9 protein-coding genes, 1 tRNA gene and 1 other RNA gene are annotated in these 19,210 nt (G+C 55.9%); 9 read left to right on the top strand and 2 right to left on the bottom strand.

The window, feature by feature from the left end; all coding sequences use genetic code 11:
- Positions 1 to 65 precede the first annotated feature (65 nt).
- Positions 66 to 1,739: a polyprenol phosphomannose-dependent alpha 1,6 mannosyltransferase MptB gene (gene mptB / locus HMPREF2980_RS03470; RefSeq protein WP_070690175.1), complete on the bottom strand. Its 1,674-nt coding sequence runs from the start codon at positions 1,737 to 1,739 to the stop codon at positions 66 to 68.
- A 240-nt stretch (positions 1,740 to 1,979) separates the two neighbouring features.
- On the opposite strand from mptB, the gene orn reads away from it, so the two are divergent.
- The 3 genes from orn (at position 1,980) to def (ending at position 3,635) form a co-directional block, all read left to right on the top strand.
- Positions 1,980 to 2,642 (top strand): oligoribonuclease, encoded by a 663-nt coding sequence (gene orn / locus HMPREF2980_RS03465; protein ID WP_049357078.1) that lies wholly within the window; start codon positions 1,980 to 1,982, stop codon positions 2,640 to 2,642.
- A gap of 106 nt (positions 2,643 to 2,748) precedes the next feature.
- Positions 2,749 to 2,821: transfer RNA gene (locus tag HMPREF2980_RS03460), tRNA-His, on the top strand.
- Between the two features lie 241 nt (positions 2,822 to 3,062).
- Entirely contained in the window at positions 3,063 to 3,635 is a 573-nt protein-coding gene (def, locus tag HMPREF2980_RS03455) for a peptide deformylase (protein ID WP_005506273.1), read from the top strand.
- Between the two features lie 133 nt (positions 3,636 to 3,768).
- Here def and rnpB read toward each other — a convergent pair.
- Positions 3,769 to 4,174, bottom strand: an RNA gene (gene rnpB / locus HMPREF2980_RS03450) — RNase P RNA component class A.
- Positions 4,175 to 4,334: 160 nt separating this feature from the next.
- On the opposite strand from rnpB, the gene HMPREF2980_RS03445 reads away from it, so the two are divergent.
- The 6 genes from HMPREF2980_RS03445 to HMPREF2980_RS09505 form a co-directional block, all read left to right on the top strand.
- The gene (locus tag HMPREF2980_RS03445) at positions 4,335 to 5,126 is read left to right on the top strand and encodes a YaaA family protein (RefSeq protein WP_044145849.1); all 792 of its coding nucleotides are present in this window, start codon (positions 4,335 to 4,337) and stop codon (positions 5,124 to 5,126) included.
- A 377-nt stretch (positions 5,127 to 5,503) separates the two neighbouring features.
- Positions 5,504 to 6,574: an S-layer homology domain-containing protein gene (locus HMPREF2980_RS03440; protein WP_070688835.1), complete on the top strand. Its 1,071-nt coding sequence runs from the start codon at positions 5,504 to 5,506 to the stop codon at positions 6,572 to 6,574.
- 539 nt (positions 6,575 to 7,113) lie between these two features.
- Positions 7,114 to 10,293: a siroheme synthase gene (locus tag HMPREF2980_RS03435; RefSeq protein WP_246823658.1), complete on the top strand. Its 3,180-nt coding sequence runs from the start codon at positions 7,114 to 7,116 to the stop codon at positions 10,291 to 10,293.
- A 252-nt stretch (positions 10,294 to 10,545) separates the two neighbouring features.
- On the top strand, positions 10,546 to 12,609 hold the full coding sequence (locus tag HMPREF2980_RS03430) for a superoxide dismutase (protein WP_049354781.1): 2,064 nt from the start codon (positions 10,546 to 10,548) through the stop codon (positions 12,607 to 12,609).
- 247 nt (positions 12,610 to 12,856) lie between these two features.
- Entirely contained in the window at positions 12,857 to 16,156 is a 3,300-nt protein-coding gene (locus HMPREF2980_RS03425) for an S-layer homology domain-containing protein (protein ID WP_070690172.1), read from the top strand.
- Positions 16,157 to 16,385: 229 nt separating this feature from the next.
- The coding region (locus tag HMPREF2980_RS09505) for a hypothetical protein (RefSeq protein WP_070690171.1) at positions 16,386 to 19,210 on the top strand (2,825 nt) is incomplete at its 3' end.

Genomic DNA, 19,210 nt, shown 5'->3' with positions numbered 1-19,210 from the left:
CACAGCGCATCTCACGCGGGGCTGTTCCACTGAGCTAAGCCAGGCTGGCGAACTAGGAGTTCGCGCTAGGAGCCTACCTTGGCGGCTTCCCGTTCTGCTTTCTTCACCTCGCGGCGGCGTGCACGGCGGCTTGATGCACCGGGGAACAGCTGCCACCACAGACGGATGGTGGTGCGGCGAATCTGCGTGGGGTGCAGGCTCACGTACACCAGGCGGCGGGTTGCCGGGTCGAGGGCGACCAGGTAGATGATGTAGCCCAGGCAGATGACGGTCGCGATGAGTCGGCCCATGTCCTGGTTGAAATCGCGCAGGTAGGGCGACACGTTCAGCTGGTCGCTCACACCGTACGCCATGAAGAACAGCGTGGTGATGAAGTACCACATGAGCTGGAAGTGCGAGCGCAGGCCGGTTGCGGCGAGCATCGGGATTGCCCAGAGCAGGTACCAGGGCTGAATCATGGGGCTGCACAGGAGCATGAACAGGATTGCGAGGCCGGCGTGGCGCACGATGTTGCGGTCGCGTCCAACGAATGCCATGGCTACTGCGCCGAGCATGCCGATGCCCTTGCCGACGGTCTCGATGAGCTTGCGGATGACCTCGAAGGTGTCTCCCTGAACGAACAGGGATGCGGCGCCGATGACTAGGCCGAAGGGGGTGTACCAGATGTACTGGCCGCCGGTGGTGGACAGTGCCTTAATCCAGCCGAATTCCAGTCCGGTCACCCAGCCCATGAGCGCCATTTCGACGAGCAGCAGCACGCCGGAGAATGCCCAGAAGATGAACTTGCGCGGCCAGGAGGCGTTCTTACCAGCCCAGAGCAGACCCACGAAGGGCAGTACCACGAGGGCGAGCGGCTTGACGGCAACGCCGAGGGCTACGAAGGTCACGCCGAGCGGGCCGCCCCACCAGGTGTCGCGGTAGCGCTTGGCGTAGTAGAGGCCTCCGAGCATGAACATGGTCATGAGCGAGTCGTTGTGGCCGCTGGCAATGAACGATGCGATGAACAGCGGGTTCGGGCCAATCTGCCAGAGAGCGCGGACCTGGTTGAAGCCGTGCGCCTGGGCGAGTTTTGCCACGTAGAAGAGGATGCCGATGACCGCGAACACGGAGAGCAGGCGGAAGTAGAAGAGGGAGAGGTCGATATTCTCCCCCGCCAGGCGCACAATCCACTCTTCAAATTTGAGGGAGACCGGTCCGTACGGGGGCGGGGATTCCGCCCACATGGGGTCCGCACCGTTCTGCATGAAGTTCGAGATTTCGGAGACACCGTGCTTGTACGGGTTGAGGCCGTGCGCCATGACCATGCCCTGACCGTAGTAGGAGAACATGTCGCGGCTGTAGATGGTGAACGCGAAAATCTGCGGCAGGGACCAGCTGGCGGTGACGGCAATCATCCACCGCATGGCGTTGGGTTCGTTCCAGTCGCCCATTTTCTGGTAGATGCGCAGCCATTCACGGCACATGATCATAGCGCCGAGGGCGAGCAGAATAATGCCGGTGATGACCCATGCTGCTTCGAATCGGATGGCTCGAATAATGTCGTAGCGCCAGAAGCTGGAGCTGTCGGCGAGCCAGCCGACGGCGTAGGAGCCGAGGGTGACCATGATGGAGCCGATGGTGCCGATAATCAGCGTGCGCAGACGGTGATTATTGACGTAGTCCAAGAGTTTGGGTGAGAGAGGTGCGTCGTGTGCACCGGGGGTGGTGAGCCGGTGTGCTAGCTCCTTTGGTGCGCGCATAACTCCCTTTCTGTCTGCATCGTCGTTCTGGTTTTTATCATACCGGAGCCCTTGGATGCACTTGCGAGAATCACTGTTGCGAAGACGCTTGTGGACACGCCTCAAGGGCACGCAGAGTGGCGCAGTTCTCCCCCGCTGCCGCCGTTTGCGCATCCGCTCGTACCTTTCTTGCGCCCTCTTGTACCCCTTTTGTGACGTGCTACCCGCCAGGCCGGCAGCGTTTGGGGGTAGAGTGGGAGAGTGAGTATTTCTAGTGAACGTATTGTATGGATTGACTGCGAGATGACCGGCCTGGACGTGGAGAACGACGCTCTCGTCGAGGTGGGCGTTCTGGTCACGGATGCCGATTTGAACATTCTGGGTTCTGGCGTTGAGTTCGTCATTAAGCCCGGTGATGAGTCTCCTGCCGGTGCGCTGGAGAATATGAATGACTTTGTGCGGTCGATGCATGAGGCGTCGGGTCTGCTACCCGATATTGAGCACGGTGTGTCGATGGATTACGCGCAGGAGCAGGTGCTTCGTTACATCAAGAAGTATGTTCCGGTGGCGGGCAAGGCGCAGCTGGGCGGCAACTCGGTGGGCATGGATAAGCGCTTCTTGGAGCGCTACATGCCCGAGGTCATGGCGCACCTTCACTACCGTGTGATTGATGTGTCGACCATTAAGGAGCTAGCGTCGCGCTGGTACCCGGCGGCTCGTCACAGCGCCCCGGCGAAGACCGGTAACCACCGCGCGCTGGGCGATATCAAGGACTCGATTGATGAGTTGAAGTATTACCGCCGCGCTATTTTTGTGCCGCAGGGCCCGGATGCGATTGCTTCGGCGCAGATTGCGCGTGAGGTGGAGGCTGAGCGTGCCGCACGCGAGGCGGCTGAGCGTGAGGCTGAGGCATCCGAGGCGTAAGCACGGCATGTAACGAGCATCACGGCTTTTTGATTTGGCAGGTTTCTGAATCTCCTGTACAGTAGTATCCGTTGCATATCGCAAGGGAAACCAAGCGAAGCACATGGTGGTCGTAGCTCAGTTGGCAGAGCGCCTGGTTGTGGTCCAGGAGGTCGCGGGTTCAACCCCCGTCGATCACCCCGATGGAAAGGGTCGTTATGGTTATCCGTAACGGCCCTTTCGCTTACCCTCGATTCGGTTTGCCCGCACACGGTGTACCGAAACAGAGCTTTTACACCCGCACTTTAAACTAGCGAGCGGGAGCAGGGCGCACCGCATCTTCACGAAGTACATCTTCATGAGGTACATCTTCACGAGGCAGGCGCACCCGGTAAGTTCCCACTCAACAGTTCCCGTTCAACACAAGCAAAGGATAATTCCGTGGCTATTCGCCCCATCGTTATTCACGGCAACCCCGTTCTGCACCGCCCCGCGGCACCCGTCACCGAGTTTAATGATGAGCTCAAGGAGCTCGTGGCTGACATGTACGAAACCATGGACGCATCCAACGGTGTGGGCCTGGCGGCACCGCAGATTGGTGTGGGCCTGCGCATCTTCACCTACAAGATGGAGAATGAGGACGGCGTTCCCCCGCGCGGCTGCATCATCAACCCGGTACTGACCCTGGGCAAGATTTCTACCGCTGACCCGGACCCCTACGAGGAGGAAGAGGGCTGCCTGTCCTTCCCCGGTTACGGCTTCCCCCTCAAGCGCGCCGAATGGGTGACCGTGAACGGTCTTGACGAGCACGGCAACCCCGTCCAGTTTGAGGCGACCGGCTGGTTCGCACGCTGCATGCAGCACGAAACCGACCACCTGGACGGCAAGCTGTACGTGAACCGCCTGAACAAGAAGTGGACCAGCAAGATGAAGAAGGTCGTGAAGAAGGAAGGCTGGACCGTCGACGGTAACTCGTGGACGCCCGGCGTGGACCCGGATCCGTTCGGCCACTAATCACGAGCTCTTCTAAAGGTCAGAGACCTTTTCAAGAAGTTTAAAACGAAGACCGCGAATGCACTCTAAAAACGCATTCGCGGTCTTCGTTTTCCATCAGCCGATGATGTTTTCCATCAGCTAACGGTAGCGTGAAACGGGTCATCCTATGAGCCGGGTTCTGTCTAAAACGCCACCCGAAGGGGCATTTTGAGGCAATCATCTATCTAGAACGTACGTTGCCGCACGTCTCAAGCAGCCTACCCGAATACGCACCCCACCTCCGTAAAGGAAGCTGACGGGGATCGGGCGCACTACCCTACCATGGCGTATTCTGTTTGACCTTGCTCCGAATGGGGTTTACCTAGCCGGGCACGTCACCGCGCCCGCTGGTGGTCTCTTACACCACCCTTTCACCCTTACCGCGGCGAACCGCGGCGGTTTACTTTCTGTGGCACTGGCCTGCGGGTTACCCCGAGTGGATGTTATCCACCATCCTGTGCTGTGGAGCCCGGACTTTCCTCGAAGCACGTGTGCCTCGCGATTGCCCAGACGGCCCGTTTCACCCAACCCATTATACGCACACCCTTGGATGTGGCTATTTCCCGGGTTCGCTTCGCGGGTACACATGGGTACACTAGCGACCTCGCGGGCACGCTGACGTCTCGCAACTACACTGCGCCTCGTAGCTACACTGCGTCTCGCGGGTACACTGGAGAGATGCTGATTCTTCTTCCCCCGTCTGAAGGTAAGACCCCCGCCCCGGCTGGCAACGCGCCCGTATGCTTCGCTGACCTCTCGTTCCCTGAGCTGACCGCCGAGCGTGAGAGCGTCCTGGAGGAGCTGGCGGCAGTTAGCTCGGGCCCCGATGCTCTCACGGAGCTCAAGGTGGGTGCATCCCTCGCAGCAGAGGTGGAACGCAATACCCGCTTGCTGACCGAACCGGCACAGCCCGCGATCCGCACCTACACGGGTGTGCTCTTTGAGGCGCTGGATTATGCGAGCTTCTCCCCCGCCGAACGCGATGCCGCGCACTGGTCGCTACTGATTTCTTCGGCACTGTGGGGTATTCTGCGCCCCGAAGACGCAATCCCCGCCTACCGCCTCTCGATGGGCGTGAAGCTGGGATCGGTGGGTGCGCTCGCCTCCTTCTGGAAGGGTGCGTTGGGTACCGCACTGGAAGCGACTGCGAGGGACCAGCTGATTCTAGATTGCCGTTCTGCCGCCTACGCAAAGTCGTGGGTGACTCCCCCGTCGCAGACTCTGGCGGTTCGTGTGGAGCGTGTGGCTGCTGATGGTTCGCGTAAGGTCGTCTCGCACATGGCGAAGCATTACCGCGGCCTGTTTGCACGCTACCTGATTCAGTCGGGTTTGGCGGCTCGTCCAATTGATGGCTCTACGGCTGGTATTGCCGAATTTTTGGAAGAGGTCAGCGAGGATTGGTCGGTGGAGTGTACCCTGCCGACGGCGCGTAAGGCGGGTATTTTGACGCTGCTGGTGCATGAGCAGTAGGTTGCCCAACCTATTTGTTTCCGCTTATTTTTTGCATCATATTGAAAATTTTTTAACTATTTTTCTAGTGGCTTAAATCTGTATTACCCCTTGTAAAACCACATTTCCCCACATTTTAGGGGTAGCTTTTGATGAGCAGAGAAGGCGGTTAGTGTCCAACTATCCGCCTTCTTTTTGCGAGTAAAAATGTTTATAGTATTAAACGTCTCGCCATTGGTGGCGGGTATTTCACTCACTAACATTCACATTCTCAACCCAGCACACATGGAAACACGTCACGCCACGTACGTATAACAAACGACTAGAGGTTTAACCAATGGTTATTGGTTTGCTAGCGTAGAAGTAACCACTCAGAAACACATCGATAGGACAATGATATGTCTACTTTTTCCTCTCGTCGCGCCCTTTTTAAGGGTGCGGCAGCACTAACAGTCGCTGGCGCTTTGGGTGCACACCATGCCGGCGAGCAGAGCGCCCAGGCTGCCACCTTGGACGTTAAGACCACCCCGCTGACGTTCAAGATTACCGAGGCGTCGTTTGATATTAGCGGCTTCAACCTCAGCTACGAGATTACCGGTTTGCAGGCTGTGCTTGATACTGGCCTGTACACCCCATACATTGAGGCTGGCTACTACACCAAGGAGAAGGGCTTCACTCAGTTCTATTTCTTCGCTCTTGAGCCGAAGAAGCGCATTGAGAATGACCTCTATGTAAGGCACCACGTCATTAATCGTGACATCACTGCCGGCCCGAAGGGAAACTACGGGGTTCGTCTGTCTCTTCGTCCGCGCCGTGAGCAGTACACCATCCTGCGCACTATTGAGGTTCGCCCAACGATTAACACTGAGTTCGCGTGGGCACCGTTCATTGTGGATATTGATATGGATGGCGAGTACGCCCCCGATATCTACAGGTCATGTAGCGCAAAGATTCTGCTGATTGATAAGGATCGTTGCTTCCACCCTCAGCGTGCGGTGACTCGCGGCGACCTGATGGATGCAATTTACCGAGGCGCCCGCTCACCGAAGGTGAAGCTTCCTGCGCGTTCTCCTTTCCCGGATGTGTCCCCGAAGGATGAGCGTTACTCGGCATACATTTGGGCGTACCAGAATGGTCTGACCTCGGGCTGGTCTGACGGTAAGATGCACCCGGAGGCGGTGGCTAGCCGCGCTACGATGGCTGCGTTCTTCTACCGTTACTTTATGCTTACCCCCGGTCGTCGTTCTTATTGGTTCCGTCCCACTACCCCGCAGGATATGAAGCCGGGTGCCCCGTTCTACACCGAGTCGGTGTGGCTGCACTCGTCGGTGAATATCGATACGAGATATCACTATAAGAGCAAGGATTTCCGTCCGACCAAGACTGCTACCCGCGAGGAGCTGGCTCGTGTCCTGTCAATGCTCGACATGCTTGACACCATCCCCAACAGCCCCTATATCGATGACTAAGATTCGGCAGGTGCCTTGAACCGGGTGGTTGAGCCCGCGTGTTTTAGCTTGGGTTGACCTCTGCGAACAGCAGCTGAAGATAGTGGCCTATAGCCTATAGAAGGGGCGGTGAGAGTTTTTCTTTCACCGCCCCTTTTCGTGTGCCTGTTTTCTAGTGCGGACGCTGTTAGGCACCGTTTTTAGTGATGGTTATGTATCCAATTTTTGCCTCTCTATTGTGTGGTCTTTTGGGGGTTTGGGCTTTATCTAAAACCGGGGCGTAATTTTTGAATTTTTTGTCTTATAACTCTCATCGGCATGTTTTTCTCGTGTTTTCATTGATTGTTTAAGACGCGGGTTGGTAGGCTGAAATTGCACTTCAGCATGCCGCCGCTACGGCTCCTCTACGATATGGATTCGGGGCGAGTTCGGTGCGGTGGACTGTCACTCATTTATCCTCTCAACTTCTTTTCTCATTCGCCCTCTTTCATGCAGAAAATTCAGATTGGATAATGATGTCCTCATTCTTTAAACCGCCCCATGGTACACACCGAAAAGTTGTGGGTGTTTCCCTGGCGTTGGGCTTGACTCCGCTGCTGGCTTTGACGCCGGTGGCGGCTCAGGCGGCGCCCGCCTCCCCCGCCCAGCAGGCAGATACGCAGCAGACAGGCAAGCAGCAGGCAGCACTTCAAGCAGCACCCGTACAGAATGCGCCCGCGCAGGGTGATAAGCAGGATGCACCCCTGCCGACCCTACGCGTGACCAGCGGAACCCTCGACATTCTCCACGGCGGCACCGTCCACGTGGAGGGTACCGGGCTGACCCCCGAGTTCTTGGCGCATCATGAGCTACGTAGCCTCACGATTGCCCCGAAGGGCTCTTCAACCTACGCTAACCCCTACCAAAAGGTCGATCACCGCGGCCTTATCTTTGACGCCCCGAAACCGGCTGCTGACGGCAGTTTCAGCGATGACCTGACGGTTCCGGCGAATAGCCTGCCGGCGAACCTGGAGTACGAGGTCATTCTGACCTACCGCCCCGTAGACGATGCCCACCCCTACGCGTGGAACACTGAGGACCGCGTCCGTACGGCGCTGCCGGTGGAGTTCAACCTCCCGAAGGCTGTCCTTCCCTCCATCACCTATGATGTTTCGGCTATTTCTGAGGAGCAGATTGCTTCCGGTCAGCCGGTTGAGGTGACGTTGACGGGTACCGGTTTTCAGGATGTCAGCTCCGTGAAGTTCACCTTGTCCGAGCATGATGAGCAGGGAAAGGTCACGAACGATAATGTGGCTTCGCTTGGTGAACTGAAGGCACCGGATACGGAAGAGAATCAGCGCATTTTCAAGGGCCTGATTCCTAACGGCTATTTCCAGAAAAAGGTCACTATCCCCGCGGGAGTTTTGAAGTCCGGTAAGGGGTATTCCCTGGGTGTTTCCGGTGTAGAAACCCACGGGTGGAATAAGCTGACGCGCAAGTTCCCCTTCGTTCCTGTGGGTAATAGCCCTGCGCGCATGGCGTATCAGGATAATTCGTTCAGGAATACCCTGCCGAAGGTATCTGTTGCCGCGCAGGATTTTGATCCCGGTCAGGACCGCGTCTATAAGGTAACTATTTCTAATATTTCCCCCGAGGTTGACCTGGGGTACTACCTTGACTCTGTGTCGATTTATAACGCTACCTCTGGTGAGCAGGGATATTTTGCGAGGAATGATGTAGCGGGTCAATACTATAAGCGTGACGAGCTGGTAACCCGCAACGCTGACGGCACTCTGACCGTGGAGGTTGAGTATAAGGTTCACGGTGATTCCTACAATAGGCCTTCTTCTCGCGGTTCGATGGCTGAAGTGCGTGTGGTGTTCTCGGATTCTCAGTATTCGTACGGTAGCCATAAGTTCACGGTGAGCGCGCAGCTTCCGATGGCCCCTCCTGCCGCTGATGCTGTTGATTGGGAGAACCCGGCGAATGTTAAGTTGAAGGTCGATTCGGGAACCCTCAATATTTCTCAGGGTGGCACGGTGTCGGTGACGACTTCCCCGTTGAGCGCCGAGTTCCGTAAGAAGTACACTTTCCACGAGCTGGCTCTGGTGGAGCGCGGGTCGGTGTACGTGTATGCGGAACACAATATTTATGCGCCTCTCGACGAGTACGGCGGGATGCTCAAGGATCTGGATCATCAGGTGCGGGAGAACCCGGACGGTAGCCTCACCTACACGTTTAAGGTTCCCCCGCAGTACGTTGAGGCTGCCGACGGTGAGCTCTTCGATGTAGTGATGACCTACTACCCGTTGGATGAAGCTGAGCCGGAACCTTCGAGTAGGTCCAACCGTTTGTATGCCCGCGCCCATATTGATGTGGTTCAGGATGCGCAACCGACCCGTGGGACCTACACCTTCAGTCAATCCGCTATCGATGACCCGTGGAAGGATACGACGCTGCGGGTTGAGGGACGCCATATCCTCTCCCAGGCTAGTGAAATGGTTGGTAATGATTGGCCGGTCATCGCTATCTATGAGGCTGACCCTGCAACGGGAAAGATGGTGGGTGAGCCTGTGTTCACTCAGCGGGATGACTACACGTACTACGGGGTTAACACCAGGTGGTTCCGCAATAACTATTTCAGTGCGGAGCTGAAGATTCCTGCGGGTACGTTGAAGCCGGGCAAGCTCTACTTTATTGGTATGTATGGGAACGGGTTGCCTTACCCCGGCATGGAAGATTCTCCGGGTTCTATGCTGAATGATGTTGCCGAGTTCCTTCCGGTGCATTCTCCCGAGCAGGAGTCCGCGGGGCCCACACTGCACCTTGGGTCGGTGGGCCTGAACCCGTACGCGCAGACGAACTTGTTTACGGCACGCGCTACCGGGCTCTTTGCGCCGGGTGAAGGATCGTACCGCCTCTCAGTGCAGCATGTTGATGAGCAGGGGCGTTTGACCGGTCAGACGGTGTTCCAGCAGGCGATTCCGGCTGACCTCATCAAGGATGGCAGGGTGGAGCTGAATCTGACGATCGCTCAGCAGCTGAGCTATTCGGGTGCTTATCGTCTGGTCTTGGAGAAGGTCACCCCCGGTAAGGATGGTGCCGGCGAGTCGGTGGAGCAGCTTGCTTTCGAGGATATTCCTCTGAAGCTGACGCGTGAGGGTGAGTTGCAGGCTGCTGAGCAGTGGTTTGCTGATCGTGATATTTTGCCTAATCCTTCGCCGATGTCCTGGCATAGCGGTATGACGCGCCACGATGTGACGGTGTCGCTGTACCGATTGGCTGGTTCCCCGAAGGTTGAGCTGCCTGCTTTTAGCCCGTACGCGGATGTGGCAACGAACGACCCGGACTACGCCGCGTACATTTGGGCTCGTCAGAAGGGTATTACCTTCGGCTGGGCGGACGGCAAGTTCCACCCGGAGGCGAAGCTTTCGACCCCGTCGACGGTGGCGTTCATGTACAGGTACCAGAAGGCGATGGGTCAGGTCACGCCGAAGGCGCCGACCTCTGCCTCGTTGCCGCGTAGCTTGTCTGTGCCGGGTAACCAGGATGCGCCTCGGAGTGCTAGCGGCTGGCAGCATAAGGTTCGTCAGGGTAGCGCTTTTTGGCGTGAGGCTCAGTGGGCTGTTGATCACCGCATGTGGGGTTACCGCGTTGATGGGGAATACGTCTATGAGGACTTTGATAGGTCTTTCGTTTCCTCTGGTGATTTGAAGTTGATGCTGTACCGCTTGGCGCACGGCGGCAGCCACCTCAAGTAGCGCCGGGTCGTGGTGAGTGAGGTAACCGGTGGGCTGGGATGCTCGACGTAGTTCGACTTTTCAGCCTGCCGGTGCCACCCCGGTTTTTCTTCCCTGCCTCTGCGAGTTCTTTTGCCTAGCACCAGGCTTTACGGGGCTACTTCTCCTCTGTTTTTTTGGGGGGGGTCTTTTCAGGCTTTATCCGCTCAACTTTTTCACTCACTTCATCTACTCACTCGTTTCAATCACCGTATAAATTTTGTAGATGGGATAATGATGTCTTCATTCTTCACACCACGAGGCGCCCGGCGCTGTTCCACCTCTCCGCGCCATCCGGCAAGCGCCCGTGCGCTCAGCCTGTCGTTGCTGCTGGGTTTGAGCCCGCTTGCCGGTATCACCCCGGCGGCGCTGGCGGCTCCCGAACACCCGGCACAACCGGCACAGGTTGCACCTGCTCATGCAGACCCGGAACAGGCGACCCCCGCCTCCCCCGCCGCAGCTCAAGAAGATGCTGACGAAGCCACGTCTTCGCTTCCGAAGGTAGATGAATCTCGCCATCCTGAAATGGAAGGGTTTAAAGTCTCTCCTGAGACTCTCAACATTTCTCGAGGCGGCACAGTAACGCTGACGACGCCTCCGCTCAGTGCTGAATTCCGCCAGAATTACGAATTCTACGAATTTTCTCTGGTTGACCGCGGTTCTTCGTACTTCAAAGCCGCGTATGCCCGCATTGACGGATATGCCTACTTTGGCTACCTCTTTGACCGTGATCCCAACCCGAAGCAGATGGTAGAAAACCCAGACGGGAGCTACACCTTCTTTCTCAATATTGGGCCGTACATTATTGAGGCTAATGAAGGCACTCTTTTCGACGTCATTTTGACGTACCACAAGAAGGGCCACCGGGAGGATTCTTGGCCGTCCGAATTCCGTTTTGTGGCGCGTGCACCTATTAATGTTGTGCAGGACCCTAAGCCGACTGAGACGACGTACATTTTCAGTGTGCCCGCAATTGATGACCCGTGGAAGGATACGACTCTGACGATTGAGGGGTTCCATATCCTTACGAGCGGTAGTCGAGAGGGCAAGGATGGCCCCGCGCTTCTGGCTTTTTATGAAGTCGACCCGAAGACCGGAAAGATTGTAGGCGAACCAGAATTCACCACTCGGATTCCGTACCCGGCTTCCCGTAGTGGAGAGCGCGTTTATTTCCTGAATTGGCATTTTAAGACGTCTATTACGATTCCTGGGGGAACGCTTAAGCCGGGTAAGGTCTATAAGATTGGTTTCTACGGTAAAGACCGTCCGGAGGATGAGAATTACCCCGGTGAGTTGCTGAATGATGTTGCAGATTTCATTCCGGTACGTTCGCTTAATAAGGAATCGGCTAGCCCTGAGATGTTTCTGAAGGCTACGACGGTGAGCCCTTATGATGAGGAAAATATCTTGCCGGTACGCGCCGTCGGTTTGAAGAAGCAGCCTGGGGTCTCTTACCGTTTCTCGGTACAACATGTTGATGAGCAGGGACATCTGACCGGTCAGAAGACGCTGGTGCAGGAGATTGCTGCTGAGAGCATCCATGACGGCACGATGGATGAGAAGCTGACCATCTCCGGTGCGCCGCTGAATTATGACGGCTCGTACAGGCTCTTCTTGGAAAAGGTGACTGCCGGCAAGGACGGTACGGTTGAGTCGGTTGAGCAGCTTACTTCGAAGGATCTACAGCTGCAGTTTACGAAGAATAAGGAGGTCAACGCCGCCTGGGCATGGTTTAAGCGCCGTCAGGTTCTTCCTGAGTTTTCTGATTCAGGTAGGAACAGCTATATGACGCGCCGCGATGTGACGGTGGCGCTGTACCGTCTTGCGGGTTCGCCGAGAGTGGAGCTTCCGGCGACGAGTCCTTATGGAGATATCACTCCGGATGATCCGGACTACGCCGCGTATATTTGGGCTCGTCAGAAGGGCATTACGTTCGGTTGGGCGGATGGGAATTTCCACCCGGAGATGAACATGCACAATTATTCGACGGCGGCGTTCCTGTACAGGTATCAGCGTTCGCGCGGTATGATGTCTCCCGGCTTGCCGACTGCCGCACCGCAGTCTCGTAACGGTAGCCTGCCGGGGTCGGATGAATCTGAGGTGAGCGCTAACCCATGGGTTCTGGATTTGGAGGAGGGTAGTGCTTTTTGGCGTGAATCTCGGTGGGCTGTGCAGCAACGCATTTGGGGCTACACCAGGGGTTGGGAACACGAACGCTTTTTCATGGAGACAACGTCTGTCTATGACTTGGCGTTGATGCTCTACCGCATGGAGCACGGCGGTAGCCATCTCAAGTAGCGCCCAGTTGTGGTGAGGGGTAACCGGTGGGCTGGAATGTTCGGATTAGTTCGACTTTTCAGCCCGCCGGTACCGTCCCGATTTTTCTTCCCTGCCTTCTGCGAGTTCTTTTGCCCGGCACCAGGCTTTACGGGGCTTCTTCTCCCCTGTTCGGGGTTTTCTTTTCACGTTTTATCCGCTCGACTTCTTCGCTCGCTTCATCTACTCGCTCGCTTCAATCACCGCACAGTTTTTTGTAGATGGGATAATGATGTCTTCATTCTTCACGCCACGAGGCGCCCCGCGCCACCCGGCGAGCGCCCGCGCGCTCAGCCTGTCGCTACTGTTGGGTTTGAGTCCGCTGGCCGGTATCACCCCGGCGGCACTCGCAACACCGACCCAGGCGGCACCTGAGCAGCAGGCGCAGGCGACCCCAGCCTCCCCCGCTGCAGCTTTGGTTCAGAAACAAGCAGACAATCAGCAGAATCCTGTAGCCCAGGGCGAGCAGACCAGTTCGCTACCGACTCTGCGCGTCACTAGCGGAGCACTAAGAATTTATGCCGGAGGCACGGTGCATGTTGAGGGTGCCGGCTTCACTCCCGAATTCTTGGCGCACCATGAGCTGCGTAGCCTCATTATTGCGCCCAAGGGTTCCTCTACCTACGTGGGTCCTCACCAGGAGCCAACATACCAGGGGCCGCGCTTTGACGTTCCGGCGCCTGCCCCAGACGGGACTTTCAGCGCTGACTTGGAAGTATCTTCCAACGGCATACCTGCGGGCATGGAGTACGAAGTTATTTTGACCTACCGCCCGCTAGATGAAGCGCACCCCTATCAGTGGAATACTGAGGATCGTATTCGTACGGCGCTCCCTGTGACGAATGATTTTCCGGCGTCTGTTCTGCCTTCTATTACCTATGATGTGGATTCTATTTCGGAGGAGCAGATTAATTCCGGAAAACCGATTGAAATCAATATGACGGGTTCGGGTTTTGACGGGATGAATAAGCTAAGTTTTACTCTCGTAGAATATGACCCGTCTGCAAATGTTACCCATAAATATATCAAGGAGCTGGAACCTTTTGACCCTTCGGATTCTCCGTATTCTAAGCGGGTTTTTCATGACCTAATTCCTAACGGTCATTTTCAGCATAAAATTACGATTCCTGCCGGTCTTTTGAAATCAGGCAAGGGTTATTATCTGTCGGTACAGGGAGACTCTCCTTCAGGCCCGATTGCTATGAGGCGTGCCTTCCCCTTCGTTCCTGTGGGCAAGAACCCCATGAAAATGCCTTACCAGAGCAATACGTACCGCAATACCCTTCCGAAGGTTTCGCTGTCCCCTCAGACGGTTGACCCGTACCATGAGGGGAAATATAAAGTTACTATTTCTAATATTTCCCCGGAAGTTGATTTGGGGTACTATATCGGGTCAATCAGTGTTTATAATAAAACTGCTCAAAAAACGATTGCCAACCTCAGCGTTAATAGTGACCATTACTATGAACGTGACAAAATTGTGGTCCGTAACCCCGACGGCACCCAAACCGTAGAACTTGAAATTAATGCTGAGGATATTAAAGAGCTACAGGGCGTGTATTTGGGTTCCGAAGCGGAACTGAGGGTCTATTTCTCAGATAATCCTTACTACGGTTCAGAGATTCATAATTTTACGGTTACTGCACCAGTTCGGCTGGCGGATTCCCCTACCCCATTGACCCCTCCCACCCCTGCTGAGGATAAGAAACCTGACAACCCGGTTGGCATGAAGCTCACCTCGGGCACCCTCAACATTTCTGAGGGCGGTACCGTCTCTGTGACCACTGCGCCGCTGAGTGCCGAGTTCCGCGCGAAGTACACGCTGTATGAGTTCGGCATTGTGGAGCGCGGTGAGAATTACCTTGAGCCATATTACGGCAATCCCCTTCCTGAGGCGCAGTACGGCAGCAAGGTTGCCGGCCTCCGCGCTGAGGGCAAGGCCCACGATAATCCTGACGGGAGCGTCACGTTCACTCTTGACATTCCGAAGCAGTGGATGATGGTTCCGGAGGGTACGCTCTTCGATGTGGTGCTGACCTACTACCCGTCCGATAAGCCTGACCCGCACGACTATCCGTATGAAGATTATCGTCTTACGGCACGAATTCCCTTGCCCACGGTGCGCGACCCTGAGCCTGACCAGCCGACGTACCGCTACAGCATTTCGGCGATTGATAAGCCGTGGCAGGATACGACTCTGACGGTTGAGGGCTACCATATTCTTCCCCCGAATATCGTAGGTGGATACGACAGCCAGGCGTACGTCACTCTATACGAGGCAGACCCGGCTACCGGAAAGATTATGGGACGCCCTGTTTTCTCCCATGCTGTTCCGTTGACGGGCAACTGCTTGCATCACTGTACGGGTTTCCGCAATAACTATTTCGGCACGAAGATGACGATTCCGGCGGGTACGTTGAAGCCGGGTAGGCTCTACATGATTGGTATCTACGGTTCTAATCTGCCTCACCCGGGTGAGGAGGAGTACAGCGGTAGCTTGCTGACCAGTGTTGCGCAGTTCCTTCCGGTGCGGTCGGGGCAGCCGAGTGATAACCAGCCGAATCCTGACCAGCCTGTAGCGCGTCCGGATTTGTACATTCCGTATAAGCGCGTCAACCCGTATCAGGAGATGAATACTCTCACCGCACGCGTCTCGAATCTTCCGAAGCTTGCCGAGGGCTATTACCGTTTCTCGATTCAGGCAACGGATATTTTCGGCGAGCTGACCGGTGAGAAGGCTCTGGAGCAGGTTATTCCCGCTGAGCGCATCCACGATGGTGCCGCTGAGGAGACGCTGAACGTTCCCGGTAGCGCGCTGAATTATGAGGGAGCGTACAGGGTTGTTCTGGAGAAGGTAACCCCGGGCAAGGATGGTGCCGCGGATGCGGTCGAGCCGGTGGCTTCTGAGAATCTTGATCTCTTGGCGAATACTGCTGAGGAGCAGAAGGCTGCTGTCGAATGGGTCAAGAAACAGGCTCTTCTGGATGAGAGTAAGACTGTGCTGAGTCGCCGCGATGTCACGGTGGCGCTGTACCGCCTGGCGGGCGCGCCTCATGCTGAGCTGCCTGCAACCAGCCCTTACGCGGATGTGGCACCGAACGACCCGGACTACGCCGCGTACATTTGGGCTCGTCAGAAGGGTATTACCTTCGGCTGGGAGGACGGCAAATTCCACCCGGAGGCAGCCCTTTCGACACGTTCTGCGGTGGCGTTCCTGTACAGGTACCAGCGGATGGTTGCCCCGGCTCCTGCGCCGGAGTCGAGCAGTGTGCCGTCTTCGTCTGTGCCCAAGAACAGTAGCGTGCCGGGTGATTCTCCCGTCCGGGTTTCGCGTTCGCATTGGTCCGATTATGGGCGTACGGATACTGCGTTCTGGCGGGAGTCGCTGTGGGCTACTCAGCAGTTCATCTGGGGTTATAAGGATTATGATCACCGCTATGCCGAGGGTTTCAGTTCGGATGCTGTTTCTTCTTCGGAGTTCTCGGTCATGCTGTACCGTATGGCGCACGGCGGCAGCCGTCTTAGTTAGTTTCGGTGCGTGAGGGGTCTGGCGGGCTGTATTCTTCGAGTCGTTGTGCCGCAGGCTCAACAGCTGGACCTGTCCCGCCCCTAGCATCCTTTACAGGCACCGGCGAGGGGAATCGGGAGCGTTACCTGATGGGAGTCTTCCCGCGAGTAGCGCCCCGGTTTCCCGACCTTTGATTTGCTCAACCTTTTCGCTCGCTTCACTCACCGTATAGTTTTTTGTAGATGGGATAATGATGTCTTCATTCTTCACACCACGAGGCGCCCGGTGCCGCTCAACTGCGCCGCGCCACCCGGCGAGCGCCCGCGCGCTCAGCCTGTCACTGTTGCTGGGTTTGAGCCCGCTTGCGGGTATTACTCCGGCGGCGCTCGCAACACCGGCCCAGGCGGCATCTGACCGGCCGACTCAGGTTGCCCCCGCTCAGGCAGACCCGGAACAGGCGACCCCCGCCTCTCCCGCTGCAGCTTTGAACCAGCGCCAGACAGAAAACCAGCAGAATCCTGTAGCCCAGGGCGAGCAGACCAGTTCGCTACCGACTTTGCGTGTCACCAGTGGCACGTTAAAAATTGAGACTGGTGGCACGGTGCATGTTGAGGGTACTGGATTCACTCCCGAATTCTTGGCACACCATGAGCTGCGTAGCCTCATTATTGCGCCCAAGGGTTCCTCTACCTATGTCGGTCCTTACCAGGAGCCCACATACCAGGGGCCGCGCTTTGATGTTCCGAGGCTTTCAGCAGACGGAACTTTCAGCGCCGACTTGGAAGTATCCTCCAACGGTATACCTGCAGGCATGGAGTACGAAGTTATCTTGACCTACCGTCCGCTGGATGACGCACACCCCTATCAGTGGAGCACTGAGGACCGTATTCGCACAGCACTCGCCGTGACGAGTAATTTCCCGCAGTCTGCTTTGCCTTCTATTACCTATGATGTGGATTCTATTTCGGAGGAGCAGATTAATTCCGGAAAACCGATTGAAATCAATATGACGGGTTCGGGTTTTGACGGGATGAATAAGCTAAGTTTTACTCTTGTGGAAATCGACCCGAATAATCCTGAAAGTTATCATCGTTATTTAGATTTCGAGGATTTAGTTCCTGCAGATTCTCCGTACTTGAAGCGGGTTTTTCATGGTCTGATTCCTAACGGTCGTTTTCAGCGTAAGATTACGATTCCTGCCGGTTTTTTAAAGCCTGGTAAGGGGTATTATCTGAGCGTGGTTGGATCTTATCCCTCTGGGGTTGATTCTTCTCCCTTCGGCATTAACGCTGTAGCGCGCGATTTCCCCTTCATTCCTGTGGGTAAGAACCCCGCGAAAATGCCTTACCAGAGCAATACGTACCGCAATACCCTTCCCAAGGTTTCACTGTCTCCTCAGACGCTTGATCCGTACCATGCAGGGAAATATAAAGTTACTATTTCTAACATTTCCCCGGAAGTTGATTTGGGGTATTACGTCAAATCCGTCGACATTTATAGTAAAACCGCTCGAAAGACTATCGTCGGAATTACTGACATTCCTTACTTTGATCATGACATTATTGTTGTCCGTAACCCTGACGGTACCCGCACCGTAGAACTTGAAATTGACTCTGCAGTCATCAAGGAGTTGCAGAATGTGTACCTTGGTTCTGAGGCAGAGCTGAGGGTAGCTTTCTCAGATTCTCTTTATCAGAAGGGTAGTCACATTTTTACGGTCACTGCGCCCGTGCAGCTGGCTGCTCCTCCGACCCCGATAAATCCTCCCGCATCTGATGAAGTGCGTTTGAGGGTCACTTCAGGTACCCTCAATATTTCTGAGGGCGGCACTGTCTCTGTGACGACTGCACCGCTGAGTGCTGAGTTCCGCAAGAAGTACACGCTCTTCGAGTTCGGCATTGTGGAGCGAGGGAAGGACTACGAGTGGTCAAGCTACGGCAGTAAGCTACCTGAAGCCCAGTACGGTAAGAGAGTCGCTACCCTTCGAAATCAGGGGAAGGTTCATGAAAACCCTGATGGAAGCATTACGTTCACCTTTGATGTTCGCAAGCAAATCTTTGATGTACCCGAGGGCACTCTCTTCGATGTCGTGTTGACGTTCTACCCGTCTGATGAAGCTGAGCCGGATTTGCGTTGGGAGTCGACAGACCGCCGTCTTACGGCACGAGCTTCTCTGCCGGTAGTGCGTGACCCTGAGCCTGTTCAGCCAACGTACCGCTACAGCATTTCGGCGATCGATAAGCCGTGGCAGGATACCACTCTGACGGTTGAGGGCTACCATATCCTCGATCCTCATGCGGTAGGTGGTCATGAATCGGTTGCGCACCTCACCCTCTACGAGGCTGACCCGGCCACCGGAAAGATTATGGGACGCCCTGTTTTCTCCGACATAATTCCGCTGACAAGTTGCGGACAACTTTGCGGCGGATTCCATAATCGTTACTTCAGCACGGAGATGACGATTCCGGCGGGTACGTTGAAGCCGGGCAGGCTCTATATGATTGGCATCTACGGTTCTAATCTGCCTCGTCCTGGCGAGGAGGAGTACAGCGGTAGCCTACTGACCAGTGTCGCTGAGTTCCTTCCCGTGCGGTCTACGCAGCCTAACCCTGACCAGCCTGTAGCGCGTCCGGACTTGTACATTCTGAATAAGCGCATCAGCCCGTACGAGGAGATGAATACCCTCACCGCACGAGTCTCGAATCTTCCGAAGCTTACCGATGGTCATTACCGTTTCTCGGTTCAGGCAACGGATGATTCTGGCAAGCCAACCGGCGAGAAGGCCCTGGAACAGGTCATTCCTGCTGAGCACCTTCAGAATGGTTCTACGGATGAGAAGCTGAATATTCCCGGTAGCGCGCTGAATTATGAGGGGTCTTACAGGGTTGTTCTGGAAAAGGTAACCCCCGGCAAGGATGGCGCCGCGGACACGGTCGAGCAGGTCACTTCTGAGGGCCTTGAGCTCTTTGTAAGCTACACTGCGGAGCGGGAAGCGGCTGTTGAGTGGGTTAAGCAGCAGGTTCTTCTGGATGAACATAAGGCTGTGCTGAGTCGCCGCGATGTCACGGTGGCGCT

This window comes from Rothia sp. HMSC076D04, assembly GCF_001814645.1.
In the GTDB taxonomy this organism is placed as follows: Bacteria; Actinomycetota; Actinomycetes; order Actinomycetales; family Micrococcaceae; genus Rothia; species Rothia mucilaginosa.
This window is presented reverse-complemented; position numbering and strand designations above follow the sequence as displayed.